Source organism: Bacillus sp. FSL W7-1354, from assembly GCF_038002405.1.
Lineage (GTDB): Bacteria > Bacillota > Bacilli > Bacillales > Bacillaceae > Bacillus > Bacillus paralicheniformis.
Genome location: NZ_JBBOCL010000001.1, coordinates 1,656,270 through 1,673,595, shown reverse-complemented (window position 1 = coordinate 1,673,595; position 17,326 = coordinate 1,656,270). Strand labels below are relative to the sequence as shown.

19 protein-coding genes are annotated in these 17,326 nt (G+C 46.5%); all 19 read left to right on the top strand.

Annotated features, from left to right (window positions below):
• Nucleotides 1-11 precede the first annotated feature (11 nt).
• Complete coding sequence (gene spoIIIAC, locus MKZ04_RS08405; protein ID WP_003183409.1) at nt 12-218, top strand: stage III sporulation protein AC; 207 nt, start codon at nt 12-14, stop codon at nt 216-218.
• A 12-nt stretch (nt 219-230) separates the two neighbouring features.
• A complete protein-coding gene (gene spoIIIAD, locus MKZ04_RS08400) occupies nt 231-626 on the top strand; it encodes a stage III sporulation protein AD (RefSeq protein ID WP_256164082.1) in 396 nt (131 codons plus the stop codon).
• Nucleotides 627-647: 21 nt separating this feature from the next.
• Nucleotides 648-1,853, top strand: a complete 1,206-nt coding sequence (gene spoIIIAE / locus MKZ04_RS08395) for a stage III sporulation protein AE (RefSeq protein WP_026579320.1) — start codon at nt 648-650, stop codon at nt 1,851-1,853.
• 11 nt (nt 1,854-1,864) lie between these two features.
• Nucleotides 1,865-2,494: a stage III sporulation protein AF gene (gene spoIIIAF / locus MKZ04_RS08390; RefSeq protein WP_020452142.1), complete on the top strand. Its 630-nt coding sequence runs from the start codon at nt 1,865-1,867 to the stop codon at nt 2,492-2,494.
• A complete protein-coding gene (spoIIIAG, locus tag MKZ04_RS08385) occupies nt 2,487-3,182 on the top strand; it encodes a stage III sporulation protein AG (RefSeq protein WP_079289193.1) in 696 nt (231 codons plus the stop codon). The genes spoIIIAF and spoIIIAG overlap by 8 nt, the downstream gene beginning before the upstream one ends.
• On the top strand, nt 3,183-3,821 hold the full coding sequence (locus MKZ04_RS08380) for a SpoIIIAH-like family protein (RefSeq protein ID WP_035338363.1): 639 nt from the start codon (nt 3,183-3,185) through the stop codon (nt 3,819-3,821). It abuts the gene before it with no gap.
• Between the two features lie 173 nt (nt 3,822-3,994).
• Nucleotides 3,995-4,474 (top strand): acetyl-CoA carboxylase biotin carboxyl carrier protein, encoded by a 480-nt coding sequence (accB, locus tag MKZ04_RS08375; protein ID WP_035338362.1) that lies wholly within the window; start codon nt 3,995-3,997, stop codon nt 4,472-4,474.
• A gap of 11 nt (nt 4,475-4,485) precedes the next feature.
• The gene (accC, locus tag MKZ04_RS08370) at nt 4,486-5,838 is read left to right on the top strand and encodes an acetyl-CoA carboxylase biotin carboxylase subunit (RefSeq protein WP_020452138.1); all 1,353 of its coding nucleotides are present in this window, start codon (nt 4,486-4,488) and stop codon (nt 5,836-5,838) included.
• A gap of 47 nt (nt 5,839-5,885) precedes the next feature.
• On the top strand, nt 5,886-6,269 hold the full coding sequence (locus MKZ04_RS08365) for an Asp23/Gls24 family envelope stress response protein (protein WP_031304734.1): 384 nt from the start codon (nt 5,886-5,888) through the stop codon (nt 6,267-6,269).
• A 292-nt stretch (nt 6,270-6,561) separates the two neighbouring features.
• Nucleotides 6,562-6,951 carry a transcription antitermination factor NusB gene (gene nusB / locus MKZ04_RS08360; RefSeq protein ID WP_020452136.1) on the top strand — a complete coding sequence of 130 codons (390 nt, stop codon included), beginning with the start codon at nt 6,562-6,564 and terminating at the stop codon, nt 6,949-6,951.
• 16 nt (nt 6,952-6,967) lie between these two features.
• Nucleotides 6,968-7,816, top strand: a complete 849-nt coding sequence (folD, locus tag MKZ04_RS08355; RefSeq protein ID WP_020452135.1) for a bifunctional methylenetetrahydrofolate dehydrogenase/methenyltetrahydrofolate cyclohydrolase FolD — start codon at nt 6,968-6,970, stop codon at nt 7,814-7,816.
• 82 nt (nt 7,817-7,898) lie between these two features.
• Complete coding sequence (gene xseA / locus MKZ04_RS08350; RefSeq protein ID WP_341045688.1) at nt 7,899-9,248, top strand: exodeoxyribonuclease VII large subunit; 1,350 nt, start codon at nt 7,899-7,901, stop codon at nt 9,246-9,248.
• The gene (locus MKZ04_RS08345) at nt 9,241-9,501 is read left to right on the top strand and encodes an exodeoxyribonuclease VII small subunit (protein ID WP_020452133.1); all 261 of its coding nucleotides are present in this window, start codon (nt 9,241-9,243) and stop codon (nt 9,499-9,501) included. The genes xseA and MKZ04_RS08345 overlap by 8 nt, the downstream gene beginning before the upstream one ends.
• Nucleotides 9,491-10,381: a polyprenyl synthetase family protein gene (locus tag MKZ04_RS08340; protein WP_048349985.1), complete on the top strand. Its 891-nt coding sequence runs from the start codon at nt 9,491-9,493 to the stop codon at nt 10,379-10,381. The genes MKZ04_RS08345 and MKZ04_RS08340 overlap by 11 nt, the downstream gene beginning before the upstream one ends.
• Before the next feature lie 232 nt (nt 10,382-10,613).
• Nucleotides 10,614-12,515: a 1-deoxy-D-xylulose-5-phosphate synthase gene (gene dxs / locus MKZ04_RS08335; protein ID WP_341045687.1), complete on the top strand. Its 1,902-nt coding sequence runs from the start codon at nt 10,614-10,616 to the stop codon at nt 12,513-12,515.
• A complete protein-coding gene (locus MKZ04_RS08330; protein ID WP_020452130.1) occupies nt 12,512-13,357 on the top strand; it encodes a TlyA family RNA methyltransferase in 846 nt (281 codons plus the stop codon). The genes dxs and MKZ04_RS08330 overlap by 4 nt, the downstream gene beginning before the upstream one ends.
• A gap of 163 nt (nt 13,358-13,520) precedes the next feature.
• Nucleotides 13,521-13,970, top strand: coding sequence for a transcriptional regulator AhrC/ArgR (gene ahrC / locus MKZ04_RS08325; protein ID WP_020452129.1), 450 nt, complete (start codon nt 13,521-13,523; stop codon nt 13,968-13,970).
• Between the two features lie 31 nt (nt 13,971-14,001).
• The gene (gene recN / locus MKZ04_RS08320; protein WP_020452128.1) at nt 14,002-15,732 is read left to right on the top strand and encodes a DNA repair protein RecN; all 1,731 of its coding nucleotides are present in this window, start codon (nt 14,002-14,004) and stop codon (nt 15,730-15,732) included.
• Nucleotides 15,733-15,946: 214 nt separating this feature from the next.
• The gene (gene spoIVB / locus MKZ04_RS08315) at nt 15,947-17,197 is read left to right on the top strand and encodes a SpoIVB peptidase (protein ID WP_031304732.1); all 1,251 of its coding nucleotides are present in this window, start codon (nt 15,947-15,949) and stop codon (nt 17,195-17,197) included.
• Nucleotides 17,198-17,326: the final 129 nt, after the last annotated feature.

Below are 17,326 nucleotides of genomic sequence, written 5' to 3'. Positions count from 1 at the left end.
GCATACACGAAATGGGAGTAGACGTAAATATTATTTTTCAAATTGCCGGCGTCGGGATCGTCGTCGCTTTTCTTCACACCATACTGGATCAAATGGGGAAGAAGGAATATGCCCAATGGGTCACGCTTTTAGGATTCATTTATATATTGTTCATGGTGGCTACTGTTGTCGATGATCTATTCCAAAAGATAAAAGCTGTCTTTCTATTTCAAGGATAGGGGGGCTCACTCATTGAAATCGTACAAATCGTAGGATTGGGAATGATCGCCACCTTCCTCAGCTTGATTGTGAAAGAGCAAAAACCGACGTTTGCTTTTATGATTGTCGTTTTTGCCGGATGCACGATTTTTTTATTCTTAGTCGATCAAGTCTACGAAATCATTCGGATGATTGAAAAAATAGCTGCCAATGCCAACATCAACATGATGTATGTCGAAACGATTTTGAAAATTATCGGGATTGCTTATATAGCGGAGTTTGGCGCCCAGCTGACGAAAGATGCCGGACAGGGTGCGATTGCTTCAAAAATCGAATTGGCAGGCAAAATCCTCATCTTAGTCATGGCCGTGCCTATTTTAACCGTCATTATCGAAACGATCATCGGACTCATCCCTTCCATGTCTTAGTCAGAAAGGAGGATTTCCTGAGTGAAGCGTTTTCTGTTCTGGCTCTTGGTCATAGGAATCGTATGCTTTGGAGCGCATGATGTACAAGCTTCGCCAAAAGAAGCGGAGCCGGCTGGGGAACCCGCCGCGGAAGAATCGGCTGAAGCGATGGCCAGAGAGCAGGCTGAAGGTTTGGAGCTTGACCGGGTCGGGGAGTTCTGGAACAACATTTTGACTGAGTATGGAGGACACCTTCCCGAAAGTCAAAAAGGAAGCCTGCTTGAATTTGTCAAAGGTGAAAAGCACTTTTCGCCTGAGGAATGGAGCAAAGCGCTGTTTTCTTACTTGTTTCATGAAGTGCTGGCTAACGGGAAACTGCTCGGGACGCTGATCCTGTTGACCATCTTCTGCGTGCTGCTTCAGCTTTTGCAAAACGCGTTTCAGCAAAGCACCGTCAGCAAAGTGGCGTATGCAATTGTCTACATGGTGCTGATCATTCTTGCGCTCAACAGCTTTCGGGTTGCCGTCACATATGCGAATGAAGCGATCCAGACGATGACAAGCTTTATTCTGTCGCTCGTACCTTTGCTTCTAGCGCTGATGGCGACTTCGGGAGGAGCCGCCTCAGCCGCATTTTTTCATCCGGTCATTCTCTTTCTCATGAACACGAGCGGCTTGTTTATCCAATATATCGTGCTGCCGCTTTTGTTTTTATCAGCGATTTTAAGCATTGTCAGCACGATGACGGACCAGTATAAAGTCACACAGCTGGCTCAGCTCCTCAGAAACGCGGCGATCGGCACGCTGGCTGCATTTTTAACCGTGTTCCTCGGTGTCATCTCGGTTCAGGGCGCCTCAGCCGCAGTGACGGACGGCATTACTTTGCGGACGGCCAAATTCATCACCGGAAACTTCATCCCCGTATTGGGCCGCATGTTTACCGAAGCGACGGACACGGTGATCAGCGCGTCTCTCCTGTTGAAAAACACCGTCGGGATACTCGGGGTGGCGATCTTGATTTGCATCGCAGCCTTTCCCGCAATCAAAATCCTCTCCCTCGCGCTCATATACAAAATTGCCGCAGCCGTTCTCCAGCCTCTCGGAGGCGGTCCGGTGATCAGCTGCCTGGATGTCATCAGCAAAAGCGTCATCTACATTTTCGCGGCCATGGCCATCGTTTCGCTGATGTTTTTTTTAAGCTTAACCGTGATCATTACAGCGGGGAATTTGACGATGATGATGAAGTAGGGAGGGATGAGATGGAATTTCTGACAGAGTGGCTCACGAACATTATTCTATTTATTCTGATGGCGATCGTCATCGATATGCTTCTGCCGAATTCGAGCATGCAAAAATACGCGAAAATGGTGATCAGCCTGCTCTTGATCGTTGTGATACTGAATCCGATCTTCTCTTTATTCAGGACCGATCCGGATGTAATCTTTGAGAGGCTTACAAAAAACGGACAAGTTCAGTCAAACGAAATAAAAAATCAGTTGAATTCAGAAAAAAAAGAAATACAAGCCTCACAACAAGCATATATCTTAGAACAGATGGCTGTTCAATTGAAAAAGAGCGCAGAGGGAAGGTTTACCAGCGACAAATACAAGATTGACCGAGTCGCGGTCTCTTCTGACGGCCAGCTGAAAACAGAGAAAGATCTCAGTAAGCATGCGGAAGTCTCGGTATTCATAGAACCGGCATCCGAAAAAACGGTCCAAGCCGTCGCTCCTGTCGAAATCAATACGGATCGAGGCTACCAGCCAATGCGAGAAAGAGAAAAGAAAGAGACGGGGGAAGTCAGAGAACAGCTTGCAGGCATATGGGAAATAAGCCCCGACAAGATTACAGTTCATATTGAAGGGGGAGAACGAAGCGGCAATGAATAAAAGAACCTGGATCGAAAAGCTGATCGGCCACCTGCTGCCCAAAGACGAGAAAAACGGAAAAAAGCTGACGAAATATCACTATTTTCTGCTGCTTTTTGTTCTCGGCGTTTCCTTCATGCTCATCAGTCAAATCTTCTCTTCCGAACCTTCTCAAGATCGAGCGGCAGATCAGCCGTCGGCTTCACAAAAAGCTTCGTCTGAAAGCGCCGGACAGAGCGGTGAAGGTGAAAAAGAAGTGTTCAAACCCGCCTCAGATGACAAACCGAAGGACTCGATCCAAGATTACGAACAGGAATATGAGAATCAGCTCAAAGACATATTGGAAACGATTATCGGCGTGGAAGACGTATCAATCGTCGTCAATGTTGATGCAACCTCATTGAAAATATTCGAGAAAAATAGAAAAACCCAGGAGACTTCAACGAATGAGACAGATAAACAGGGAGGCAAGCGAACGGTGTCTGAAATGTCTTCTGACGAAGAAATTGTCATCATCAAAAACGGAGATAAAGAGACGCCTGTCGTCGTTCAGACGAAAAAGCCCGATATCAGGGGTGTTCTCGTTGTCGCTCAAGGAGTCGACAACGTTCAAATAAAAAAGACCATCATTGAAGCAGTGACAAGGGTTCTTGATGTTCCGAGCCACCGCGTCGCTGTTGCCCCTAAAAAAATGAAGGAGGATTCATAAATGATGCTGAAAAAACAAACGGTTTGGCTTTTAACCATGTTAAGTCTCGTCGTTGTGCTGAGTGTCTACTACATTATGTCGCCTGAAGGAGAAAATGTCGTCACGGTGGATGACAAAGAACAAGTCGCTGCTGAAAAAGAAAAACCGATGAAAGAAGAGCCTGCCAAAGATGGCAAAGAAGACACCGCGCCTGCTAAAGACAAAACTGAAGGGAAAGACACAAAAGATAAAGAAACGTCTGCGAGTGAGCAGAACGGAGAAGTTGTAACAAAAGAATCATCCGGTGATGAAGATTTATTCACAACATACCGCATGGAAATGGACGATCAGCGCAGCAGGGAGAGGGAGGAATTAACCGAAATCGTCAGAAGCGATAAAGCGACGGCAAAAGAAAAAAGCGAAGCTTACGACAAGATGACAGAGCTAAGTGAAGCTGAAGGAACGGAAAAGACGCTTGAAACGCTGATCAAAACAAAAGGCTATAAAGACGCCTTGGTCAATGCCGACGGCGATAAAGTCAATATTACGGTGAAGGCGAAGGAGCACTCGAAGGCCGCTGCCACCGATATCATCGACATCGTCGCAAAAGAAGTGAAAAACTTAAACGATGTGGCTGTGACGTTCGAGCCAGCAGAGTAAACATGTCCCGCTTGCAAAAAGCGGGATTTTTTTATGCTTGAGGCCCCTGTTGATGCAGGGCGCTCATGATTGTAGTTGAATTCGGCATTCCTCTCCTGTAAGATGAATATAGTATGTACTTTTAGTACTAACTGATAAATGCGTAAAATCTTTTTCATTAGGAGTGCGATAGCATGTTAAACATTGATGAAATCAGACAGTTGATAAAATTAATTGATGAATCTTCGATAAATGAATTTACATACGAAAACGAAGGATCGAAGGTTGAACTGAAAAAACAAAGCGGAACCGTGCAAACCATCCAGCAAGTGGCTGCGGCGCCTGTTCAAACACCGGCTCCGGAAGCTCCCGCGATGCAAGCGCAAGTTCAGGATGCGCCTGCAGCAGAAGAAGCCGCAAAAGACGGCGGAAACCTCCACAAAATCACCTCTCCGATGGTCGGAACGTTTTATGCGTCTTCTTCGCCTGAAGCCGACCCTTACGTAACAGTCGGTTCGAAGGTAACAGAATCCTCTGTCGTCTGCATTGTGGAAGCAATGAAGCTCTTTAATGAGATCGAAGCCGAAGTGAAAGGCGAGATCGTTGAAGTATTGGTTGAAAACGGCCAGCTGGTTGAATACGGACAACCTTTATTTTTAGTAAAAGCAGAGTAAGGAGCAATAAGATGATCAAAAAGCTATTAATTGCGAACAGGGGAGAAATTGCTGTCAGAATTATCAGAGCTTGTAAAGAACTGGGGATCGATACAGTAGCCGTCTTTTCCGAGGCCGACAGAGAGGCGCTCCATGTTCAGATGGCTGATGAAGCATTTTGCATCGGACCTAAGCTATCAAAAGACAGCTACTTGAATATAACGAACATCGTCAGCGTCGCCAAAATGACCGGCGCTGATGCGATTCACCCGGGCTACGGCTTCCTGGCGGAAAACGCCGATTTTGCCGAGCTTTGCGAAGAGGTAAACGTAACCTTCGTCGGTCCGACAGCAGACGCGATCTCTAAGATGGGGACAAAGGATGTTGCCAGGGAAACGATGCAGCAGGCTGGCGTTCCGATCGTACCGGGTTCCAAAGGAATTATTGAAGATATTGAAGATGCGGTTTCATTAGCGCGCGATATAGGGTATCCTGTCATTATAAAGGCAACTGCCGGGGGCGGCGGAAAAGGAATCAGGGTCGCCCGTACGGAAGAAGAACTGATCAACGGCATTAAAATCACTCAGCAGGAAGCGGCCACCGCTTTCGGCAACCCGGGTGTGTACATTGAAAAGTACATTGAAGACTTCAGACACGTCGAGATCCAAGTGCTTGCGGACACACACGGAAATACGATTCACTTGGGTGAACGCGACTGTTCAATCCAAAGAAGGCTCCAAAAGCTGCTTGAAGAAACCCCTTCACCTGCGCTTGATGAAGGAATCAGGGAGCAAATGGGGCAGGCGGCTGTCAAAGCGGCTGAAGCCGTTAAGTACACGGGCGCGGGAACAGTTGAATTTATCTACGATTACCGCGAGCAGAAGTTCTACTTTATGGAAATGAACACGCGCATTCAGGTTGAGCATCCGGTAACAGAGATGGTGACGGGCGTTGATTTGATTAAAGAGCAGATCAGAGTGGCGTCAGGTGAAAAATTAGCCCTCACCCAAGATGAAGTCACTTTTAACGGCTGGGCCATCGAATGCCGGATTAATGCGGAAAACCCTGAGAAAAACTTCATGCCTTCTCCGGGAAAAATCGAGATGTATCTGCCTCCGGGCGGGCTCGGCGTCAGAGTGGATTCTGCGGCTTATCCGGGATACTCGATTCCTCCTTATTACGACAGCATGATTGCAAAAGTCATCACATACGGGAAGACGAGGGAAGAAGCTGTATCAAGAATGAAAAGAGCGTTGAGCGAATTCGTCATCGAAGGCGTTCATACGACGATACCGTTCCATCTGAAACTGCTCGAGCACGAAACATTCGTAAGCGGAGAATTCAATACGAAGTTTTTAGAAATATATGATGTAATGGGGTCGTAATTTTAACGGAGGTGAACATATTGAAAGACGACAACAGCTTATTGGAAATGAGCCATGAAGACAATCATTTAGGAAAAGTGGAAATCGCTCCGGAAGTCATCGAAGTCATTGCCGGAATCGCAGCTTCCGAAGTTGAAGGCGTAGCTGAAATGCGCGGCAATTTTGCGACAGGTGTCGTGGAACGGTTTGGAAAAAAGAATCACGGCAAAGGCGTCAAAGTTGATTTGTCAGATGACGGAATTATCATTGATGTTTATTGCGTGATGATGTTTGGCGTTTCGATTCCTAAAGTTGCAAATGCCGTTCAGGATAATATCCGCCAGACGCTTCTCAATATGACAGCTCTTTCGATTAATGAAATCAATATTCACATCGTTGGCATTCAATTCGATTCAAAAACGCACGAGGTGGAAGTCGATCAAGAGATGTAGTGCGGTGAAGTGGAAGAACCAAGGGGAATGACGGCCCTTTGGTTTTTTCATGTTCCGTTTTAAAAAATGACGTTTAAAAGCATCTTTCCGCTGTTATCGACCAAAAATAAGAGGAACCGGAAAGTTTGCAAAGAAGTTCGAAAAACGAATGATAACAAATGTTTGTTTCTTATTATTCGGTTATTGACGATAAAACCGCGATTTTTGCATGCGGAAAGACTAAAAATATGATATGATCTCTTTGTGGCTTAAACGGCAAGCGGCAAAGAGGGTTAAAGGAGAAAAAGAAAGAATGAAAAGAAGAACAGCAAGAGAAAAGGCTTTGCAGTCACTATTCCAGATTGATGTCAGTGATACAGAACCGAATGAAGCGATGCAGCACGCCTTGGACGGGCAGGAAAGCGACGCTTTTTTCGAGCAGCTTGTTTACGGGGTCTTAGAGAACAAAGAGAAAATCGATGAGATGATCAAACGGCATCTCGTCAATTGGAAGCTTGACAGGCTAGCGAATGTCGACCGCGCGATTTTGCGTTTGTCCGCCTACGAAATGATTTTTTTAGAAGACATACCTGTCAACGTCTCTATGAATGAAGCGATTGAACTGGCCAAGCAATTTGGAGATGACAAGTCGGCGAAGTTTGTAAACGGTGTTCTTTCTAACATTAAATCCGATCTTGAATAATCTAGGAGGAGAGCAAATGACAGCAACCATCATCGACGGGAAAGAAACAGCAAAGGAAAAGCGCGGGCAGCTGGCCAAGGAAGTTGAAGAGCTGAAAAAACAAGGAGTGACCCCGGGACTGGCCGTTATTTTAATTGGTGATGATCCGGCGTCTCTTTCATATGTACGGGGAAAGAAAAAAGCAGCTGAAGCCATGGGGATTCGTTTTCAGCTGGATCATTTCGATGCAAGTTTCTCTGAACAGGAACTTCTTGAAGTAATTGACCAGTACAACCAAAATAACGACTTTCACGGAATTCTTGTCCAGCTGCCTCTTCCGGATCATATTTCCGAACAAGCGGTGATTGAAAGAATATCCCCTGACAAAGATGTTGACGGTTTTCATCCATTAAACGTAGGAAAGATGCTGCTTGGCGAAGATACATTTCTGCCTTGCACGCCTGCGGGCATCGTGGAGCTTTTAAAGAAAACCGAGATTGATCTGTCGGGAAAAGAGGTTGTTGTCGTCGGGCGAAGCAATATCGTCGGAAAGCCGGTAGGGCAGCTGCTCTTGAACGAAAACGCAACCGTTACGTACTGCCATTCAAGAACGGCCGACATTACGGCTCACACAAAAAAAGCCGACATTCTGATTGTCGCTGTCGGAAAGGCGAATTTCATCAAAGCGGATCAAATGAAAGAGGGAGCCGTTGTCATTGATGTCGGCGTTAACCGCCTTGACAACGGAAAGCTCGTCGGTGATGTCGATTTTGAAGAAGCGAAGGAAAAGGCTTCCTATATTACACCCGTACCGGGCGGTGTCGGTCCGATGACGATTACAATGCTGGCCCATAACACGGTTAAATCAGCGAAGCGTACAATTTAACTTTAATGTACAGCCGTTCATCCGCCTGGTCTCGCGCCGGCGGATGAACGTGCTTGTGCCTTCTTAGAAAGGAGACTGTGCCATGAGTGAAATTTCATTTGTCACGGTCACGGCTTTGACAAAATATATTAAGCGCAAATTTGACGTGGACCCCCATCTTGAAGATATTTGGATCAAGGGCGAGCTGTCAAATGTTAAAATACATAGCAGAGGCCATATTTATTTTACACTGAAAGATGATAACGCCCGCATTCAATCCGTCATGTTCGCCAGACAAAACAGAAATCTCGCCTTTACCCCTGAAAACGGGATGAAGGTATTGGTGAGAGGCGGCATTTCGGTATATGAACCGAGCGGCAATTATCAGCTCTATGCGAAAGAAATACAGCCTGACGGCATAGGTGCGCTTCATCTCGCGTATGAAGAACTTAAGAAAAAGCTGTCGCAAGAAGGCTTGTTTGATGAAAAACATAAGAAACCCATCCCCGCGTTCCCATCCGTCGTCGGTGTTGTCACATCTCCAACCGGAGCGGCTGTACGCGATGTGATCACCACCATTAAAAGAAGATACCCCCTTGTAAAAGTGATCGTCTTTCCAACGCTCGTTCAAGGAGTAAACGCGGGCGAGTCCATCGTCAGCAGCATCAAAGAGGTTAACCGCAGAGAGTTATGCGATGTATTAATCGTCGGACGCGGAGGGGGATCGATCGAAGAGCTGTGGGCATTTAATGAAGAGGCTGTCGCCAGGGCCATTTTTTCTTCCGACATTCCGATCATTTCCGCCGTCGGGCATGAAACGGATTTTACAATCAGCGATTTTGTTGCGGATTTGCGCGCGGCGACCCCGACGGGAGCGGCCGAACAGGCCGTACCTAATATGCTTGATTTGCTGGAGCGTCTGAAAACGCTCGAAGCGAGAATTGCAAAATCGATGAAGCAGGATTTAAGAAAGCGGCAGGAGCGCGTGAAAACCCTCCAGTCCTCTTATGCCTTCCGCTACCCGAAACGGCTGTATGCCCAAAAGGAACAGGAATTCGACCTGATATTCGACCGTTTCCAAAAACAGCTGGCGATGACCGTTGAACGCAAAAAACAAAAACTGAACGAACAGACATACAAGCTGGAGATGCTTCATCCCGAGGAGCAGCTTAAACAAGCGAGAAAGAGGCATGAAGAGCAGACAGTCCGGCTGAAGCGGAATATGGATGTGCAGCTTAAGCAGATTCACTCGCAGTTTCAAACGGTTCTTGGTAAACTGAATGCATTAAGCCCTCTCCAAGTGATGGAAAGAGGGTACAGTTTGACATATAAAGAAAACGAATTGATTAAAAGTATTGAACAGGTTCATGAAAAAGACGAGATCCGCGTCACATTAAACGATGGGACGCTGACCTGTGAGGTACTGCAAAAGAGAGGCGAAACAAATGGCTGAAGAAAACAAAACAAACCGGGAAGACCTGACATTTGAAGAGGCGATGAAAGGTCTGGAACAGATCGTATCAAAGCTTGAAGAAGGGGATGTGCCTTTGGAAAAGGCGATCGACTACTTCCAGGAAGGGATGGCTCTTTCGAAAATGTGCCACGAAAAACTGCAAAATGTCGAAAAGCAGATGGACTACATTTTGCGGGAAAATGGGGAATTAGCTCCTTTCAGTGTTCGGGAGGAGGAAAAAGGTGACCGGTAAACTTGACGGATTTTTAAAATCGAGAAAAACAGTAATTGAAGAACGCCTTCCGATGTATATTAAAGACCTACGAGCGCCGTCCATCCTTAAGAAATCCATGCTGTACTCATTGGAAGCCGGAGGGAAACGGCTGAGACCGATTTTGGTACTTGCGCTTCTTCATGCGTACGGAAAAGACGAAGAAGCCGGAATTCCGGTAGGGTGCGCGGTTGAAATGATCCATACGTATTCATTAATCCATGACGATCTCCCTTGTATGGATGACGATGACCTCAGAAGGGGAAAGCCGACAAACCATAAAATATACGGGGAAGCGACGGCCATTCTCGCCGGAGATGCCTTATTAACCGAAAGTTTCAAAATGATCACTTCCAATATGCCTTCTGATGTATCTGCTGAAAAACGCATCAGACTGGTGAATGAGCTGATATCGGCAGCGGGGGCTGAAGGCATGGTCGGCGGTCAAATTTTAGATATGGAAGCGGAATCAAAGTCTGTCTCTCTCGATGAACTGCAGCGGATTCACGAAGGAAAAACGGCTAAACTCCTCAGCTTCAGCGTCATCGCGGGGGCGATTCTAGCAGATGCATCTGAAAAAGAGATCGAAAAGCTCCGCGAATTCAGCCATCATATCGGCATCGGCTTCCAGATCAGAGATGACATTCTCGACCTTGAAGGATCAGAGGATAAAATCGGCAAACGGATCGGATCTGACGAGACAAACGGAAAATCGACCTATCCGTCGCTCCTTTCGCTTGAGGGCGCCAGCCAAAAGCTTGATGAACATATTGAAAAAGCAAAACGGCTGATTTCAGAGCTTCCGCTTGAAAAAGAGCTTATGTACGAGTTTTGCGATATGATTGCCGCAAGGGATCATTGATACAGGGCTTCCATTTGAGCATCAAAGGCTTATTATGCTAAAATATAAAGAGTTGAACTCTAAAACGCCGCGCCGTTATCACGTTGTGTTAGCGGCTGTTTTTTCAAACGAAGCGTCCGCATATGCAAGTTTGCGCATGGGGATGAATTCGTCATATAATAATTCAAGCTGAAACTTAAAATGAAGCAAGGCGCATACTTGCAGAAATCATGCTGAAAGTGAGTTGATCCGATTGGATCTGTTATCGATAAAGGACCCTGCATTTTTGAAGAACCTTTCAAATCAAGAACTGGAAAGCTTGAGCGCTGAAATTCGCCGTTTTTTAATTGAAACGCTTTCTGAATCCGGAGGGCACATTGGTCCGAATCTCGGCGTTGTCGAGCTTACCATTGCATTGCATAAAGAATTTAACAGCCCGAAAGATAAGTTTTTGTGGGATGTGGGGCATCAATCGTATGTCCATAAACTGCTGACCGGCCGCGGAAAGGACTTCGCCACCCTGCGTCAGCATAAAGGACTGTGCGGTTTTCCAAAGCGGAATGAAAGCGAACATGATGTCTGGGAAACGGGCCACAGTTCGACTTCTCTCTCCGGTGCGATGGGGATGGCAGTTGCGAGAGACTTGAAAGGGACAAACGAATATATTATCCCGATCATCGGAGACGGTGCACTGACCGGCGGCATGGCTCTTGAAGCGCTTAACCATATCGGCCATGAGCAAAAAGATATGATTGTCATTTTGAATGACAACGAAATGAGCATCGCTCCAAACGTCGGAGCGATTCATTCCATGCTCGGAAGGCTGCGCACAGCCGGAAAATATCAATGGGTCAAAGATGAGCTTGAGTATTTGTTCAAGCGGATTCCTGCTGTTGGCGGGAAGCTTGCCGCTACAGCCGAGCGGATCAAAGACAGCCTGAAATACCTGCTGGTATCCGGGATGTTCTTTGAAGAGCTCGGATTTACGTATTTAGGGCCTGTAGACGGTCATTCCTATGATGAACTGTTTGAAAACATGCAGTATGCGAAAAAGACGAAAGGCCCGGTACTCCTCCACGTTATTACGAAAAAAGGAAAAGGCTATAAGCCTGCGGAAACCGATAAAACCGGCACATGGCACGGAACCGGCCCATATAAAATCGATACCGGTGATTTTGTTAAGCCGAAAGCCGCTGCGCCATCATGGAGCGCGCTCGTAAGCGAAACGGTCAGGAAGCTTGCCCGCGAGGATGAAAGGATTGTAGCCATTACTCCGGCCATGCCTGTCGGTTCAAAACTTGAAGGGTTTGCGAGCGAGTTTCCGGAGCGCATGTTTGATGTCGGCATTGCGGAACAGCATGCGGCAACGATGGCGGCTGGTCTCGCGACTCAGAATATGAAGCCGTTTCTGGCGATCTATTCGACATTTCTTCAGCGCGCTTATGACCAGGTTGTCCATGATATTTGCCGGCAAAACCTAAATGTATTTATCGGCATTGACAGAGCGGGCCTAGTCGGCGCTGATGGGGAAACACACCAGGGCGTGTTTGACATTGCTTTTTTACGGCATATTCCGAATTTGGTTCTCATGATGCCGAAAGACGAAAACGAAGGCCAGCACATGGTCAACACGGCTGTCAAATACGATGACGGCCCGATTGCCATGCGCTTTCCGCGCGGAAACGGACTCGGCGTCAAAATGGATAAAGAATTGAAAACGATCCCGATCGGAACGTGGGAAGTGCTGAGACCCGGGACAGACGCGGTCATTTTAACATTCGGCACCACCATTCCGATGGCGCTTGCTGCCGCGGAGGAGCTGCAGAAAGAAGGACGTTCGGTCAGAGTGGTTAACGCCCGTTTTATCAAGCCGCTTGACGAAAACATGCTGATGGAAATCCTGAACGAAGGGCTTCCGATTTTAACGATCGAAGAGGCTGTGCTCCAAGGCGGATTCGGCAGCTCGATCCTTGAGTATGCCCATGAACATCAGTCTTACAGCCCGATCATTGATAGAATGGGGATACCTGATCAATTTATTGAACACGGCAGTGTCGCCAAGCTTCTGGAAGAGATCGGAATGACAAAAGAAGACGTCATCAGACGAATAAGACTATTGACGCCCGTAAAGACTCATAAAGGAATTGGATCATGACAGGAAAAAAAGAACGGCTCGACGTTTTATTAGTAGAAAGAGGGTTAATGGAAACGCGGGAAAAAGCGAAAAGAGCCATCATGGCCGGCATCGTCTATACGAATGAAAACAGACTGGACAAGCCGGGCGAAAAGGTCGACCGCACGATTCCGCTGACCGTTAAAGGAAACCCGTTAAAATACGTCTCAAGAGGCGGATTAAAACTTGAAAAAGCATTAAAAGAGTTTCAGCTTTCCGTTCAAGGCAAGCTGATGATTGACATCGGCTCTTCCACTGGCGGCTTCACTGACTGCGCGCTGCAAAACGGCGCTCTCCGCTCATATGCCGTTGATGTCGGGTATAATCAGCTCGCCTGGAAGCTGAGACAGGATGAGCGGGTTGTAGTGATGGAACGCACGAATTTCCGGTATTGTACACCTGCCGATTTTACGGAAGGACTGCCGGAGTTCGCGACGATCGATGTCTCTTTTATCTCACTGAAAATCATCCTGCCTGTGCTTAAGAGCATTTTAGTTCCGGGAAGCGACTGCATCGCTCTCGTCAAACCGCAGTTTGAAGCAGGGCGGGAATCCGTTGGGAAAAAAGGGATCGTCCGCGATCCCCTCGTCCATCAAGCTGTGCTTGATGACATCAGCCGGTTTGCGGCTCGGGAAGGATATGACTGCAGAAACGTCTCGTTTTCGCCGATTACCGGCGGCGACGGCAACATCGAATTCCTTCTCCATTTGCATTGGGACGGAGAAGAGCAACCTGGCACGCCGATAGCAGAAGAAACGATCAATCAAATTGTCGAAGAAGCTCACAAGACATTAAAAGCGAAAAAAACGGATCCGCGTGATTAAAAACCCTTGAGAGCCGTACGGCGAATGAGAGGGTGGCCGGCACGCAAAAAGGAATAATAGTGGGCTATTATTCCTTTTTTACTGCAAACATGTACTTTTCCGACAAAATCATTTAACATAAATGTATAAACATACACAATTTGTGTATAAAACGAGGTGTGAAATGAACAAAGGTCAAAGGCATATTAAAATCAGGGAGATTATCACCGCTAATGAAATTGAAACGCAGGATGAGCTTGTCGATATTTTAAAGAAAGACGGCTATAATGTGACGCAGGCCACCGTCTCGCGGGACATTAAAGAGCTTCATTTGGTCAAGGTGCCGACAAACAACGGTTCCTACAAATACAGCCTGCCTGCTGATCAGCGCTTTAATCCCCTTTCCAAATTAAAAAGATCATTGATGGACGCATTTGTCAAAATCGACTCAGCCAGCCATCTGATCGTTTTAAAAACAATGCCGGGCAACGCGCAGGCGATCGGGGCGCTGATGGACAATTTGGATTGGGAAGAAATCATGGGAACGATCTGCGGAGATGATACCATTTTGATCATCTGCCGGACGCATGATGATACCAAAATCGTACAGAAGAAAATATTGGAGCTTTTATAAACGAAGGCCTGAAAAGAGGTGTCATGAAAGCTTGTTAGCTGAATTATCGATCAAAAACTTTGCCATTATCGAAGAATTAACCGTTTCTTTTGAAAAAGGGCTGACGGTTCTGACCGGTGAAACGGGGGCCGGAAAATCGATCATCATCGACGCCGTCTCTTTGCTTGTCGGAGGCCGCGGCTCGTCCGAATATGTCAGGTATGGCGAAAAAAGAGCCGAATTGGAAGGGCTTTTCCTCCTTGACAGCGGCCATCCGGTTTTTGATTTGTGCACAGAACTCGGGATTGAAGCCTCGGATGACATGATCGTCATGAGGAGAGATATTAACGCAAACGGCAAGAGCATCTGCCGCGTCAATGGAAAACTTGTCACCATTGCCGCTTTGCGGGAAGTCGGCAGACTGCTGCTTGACATACACGGGCAGCACGACAATCAGCTGCTGATGGAGGATGAGCACCATCTTCAGCTTCTGGACAGGTTTGCAGGAGAAGAAATCGAGCATGCTTTAAAAGCGTATCAGGAAGTTTACAGCCGCTACATGGACGTCATGAGAAAGGTGAAAGAGCTTTCTGAAAGCGAGCAGGAAATGGCTCACAGACTCGATTTAATACAGTTTCAGCTTGATGAAATCGAATCTGCAAACCTTGAGCCGAAAGAGGACGAACTTCTTCAGGAAGAGCGCCGTCAAATCGCTAATTTCGAAAAAATATACGAAGCTCTGCAAAATGCCTATAATGCGCTTCGCAACGAGCAGGCCGGGCTTGACTGGGTCGGCATGGCTTCAAGCGAGCTTGAAAACGTCTCAGGCATCAATGAAGGGCTCAATAAAGTATCTGAATCCGTAGCCAACGCATACTACATTCTCGAAGATTCAACTTTTCAGATCAGAAATATGCTGGATGAACTCGAATACGACCCCGAGCGCCTCGATTATATCGAATCGCGATTAAACGAAATCAAACAGCTGAAACGCAAATACGGCGCTACTGTCGAAGATATCCAAGCTTATTCGGCTAAGATAGAGGAAGAGATCGACCGGATCGAAAACCGGGACAGCCACTTGCAGGCTTTAAAATCCCGCCTTGAATCAATCGGCAAGGATGTGGCGATTGAAGCCGCCAATGTGTCCGAAATCAGAAAAAAATGGGCGAAAAAACTGGCCAAACAGATTCAGCAGGAACTGAAAGATCTGTATATGGAAAAATCGACATTCGATACGGAATTCCAGGTGAAAAAAGCGGAACGGGATGATGATGCACCCGTCGTCAACGGTATGCCGGTTCAGCTCACAAAGCACGGCATTGATACCGTCCATTTCCTAATCTCAACAAACACGGGTGAACCGCTCAAATCTTTGTCAAAGGTTGCATCTGGAGGAGAGCTGTCAAGAATCATGCTGGCCATGAAAAGCATTTTCTCTGCTCAGCAGGATGTTACATCGATCATTTTCGATGAAGTGGATACGGGTGTAAGCGGCAGAGTCGCGCAGGCGATCGCCGAAAAAATACACCGCGTCTCGATCGGCTCTCAAGTTTTATGCATTACCCACTTGCCGCAGGTGGCCGCGATGGCTGACACCCATCTTTTGATTACGAAACAGTCGAAAGACGGGAGAACGACGACAAGCGTCACACCGTTGACAAAACAGGAAAAAATAGCGGAAATCGGCCGGATGATCGCCGGAGTCGAAGTAACGGATCTGACGAAGCGCCATGCGAAAGAACTTTTGAACCAAGCTAAGCTTGTTAAAACTACCGGATAAGCTGTTCATCCTGAACAGCTTATTTTTTTGTCGGCATTTTCTTATACAAACTCATTCTTATCATTTTATCCAATGATTTTCTTCCGTCCGCAGTTATAAATCGCTGTCCGAAAGGCAAAAGTAATGAATGTAGCGAAAGAAATTTTATATGGTGTGGGTTAGGTGCGAGGAGAGTGAAAAGGTGGATGTTGAAAAAATCAGAAAAGTTGTGGGTATGATTCTCCTTGTTTCTTTAATAAGTGTAGGGTTTTACAAACCGGTGAAAGAATACATTGTAATCCCAAAAAACTTGAACATTTTTGAGACGGGTACCCGTGCGGTTGAAACGAGCTTATCCGTCAGTGCTTCGAAAGATGGATCATCGGAAGCATTCACACTGAAAGAAAATCAAAGCGAAGTGGAAATAAAAGGTGAAAAGAATGGAAAGGCAGAACTCGTCTATGATTTTGCCGGATTCCCAGTTAAAAAAACGAAAGTAAATGTCCTGCCTGATTTGAAAGTGGTCCCCGGCGGGCAGTCTATTGGTGTAAAGCTTCACTCCGTTGGCGTATTGGTCGTAGGTTTTCATCAAATCAATACCTCTGAAGGCAAAAAATCGCCCGGTGAAGCAGCCGGAATCGCGGTAGGCGACATTATCACCGAAATCAACGGCACGAAAATCGAAAAAATGAATGACATTACCCCTTTTATTCAAAAGGCCGGGAAAACAGGAGAAACCTTACATCTGTCGATTAAAAGAGATAAACAAGAAATCAAAACGAAGCTCATTCCGAAAAAAGACCAGGCTGAAGATAAATACAGAATCGGCTTATATATCAGGGACTCTGCCGCAGGAATCGGCACAATGACTTTTTTCGAGCCGAAATCGAAAAAATACGGAGCGCTTGGTCACGTCATTTCAGACATGGATACGAAAAAACCGATCGTTGTTGAAAAAGGGCAAATCGTGAAATCGACCGTCACTTCGATTGAAAAAGGAACAGGCGGAAATCCCGGAGAGAAACTGGCCCGTTTCGCATCAGAACGAAAAGTGATCGGTGATATCAACAGAAACAGTCCATTCGGGATCTTCGGGACGCTTCACGAGTCAATCAAAAACCGCATCGCTGACAAAGCCATTCCGATTGCATTTTCAGATGAAGTAAAAGAAGGCCCTGCCCAAATTTTAACGGTTATCGAAAACGACAAAGTCGAGAAATTCGATATTCAGGTCGTCAGTACGACACCTCAGAAGTTTCCGGCTACAAAAGGGATGGTGCTGAAAATTACCGACCCGAGGCTGTTGAGCAAAACAGGAGGCATCGTTCAAGGGATGAGCGGAAGCCCGATCATCCAAAACGGAAAGATCATTGGCGCCGTAACTCACGTTTTCGTCAATGATCCGACGAGCGGATACGGCGTGCATATTGAATGGATGCTGTCTGAAGCGGGAATCGATATTTATAAAAAAGAAAAAGCAAGCTGACTGCCGGATTCCTCCGGCAGTTTTTGATTTCGTCTTTTTTTCTTGCGCGTTGTGCGTTAAAATGAAAGAAGAAAAGATTTTTCGACAAATTCACGTTCCCCGGTTTGTCAAGTCGCATTTCGAGTCGAA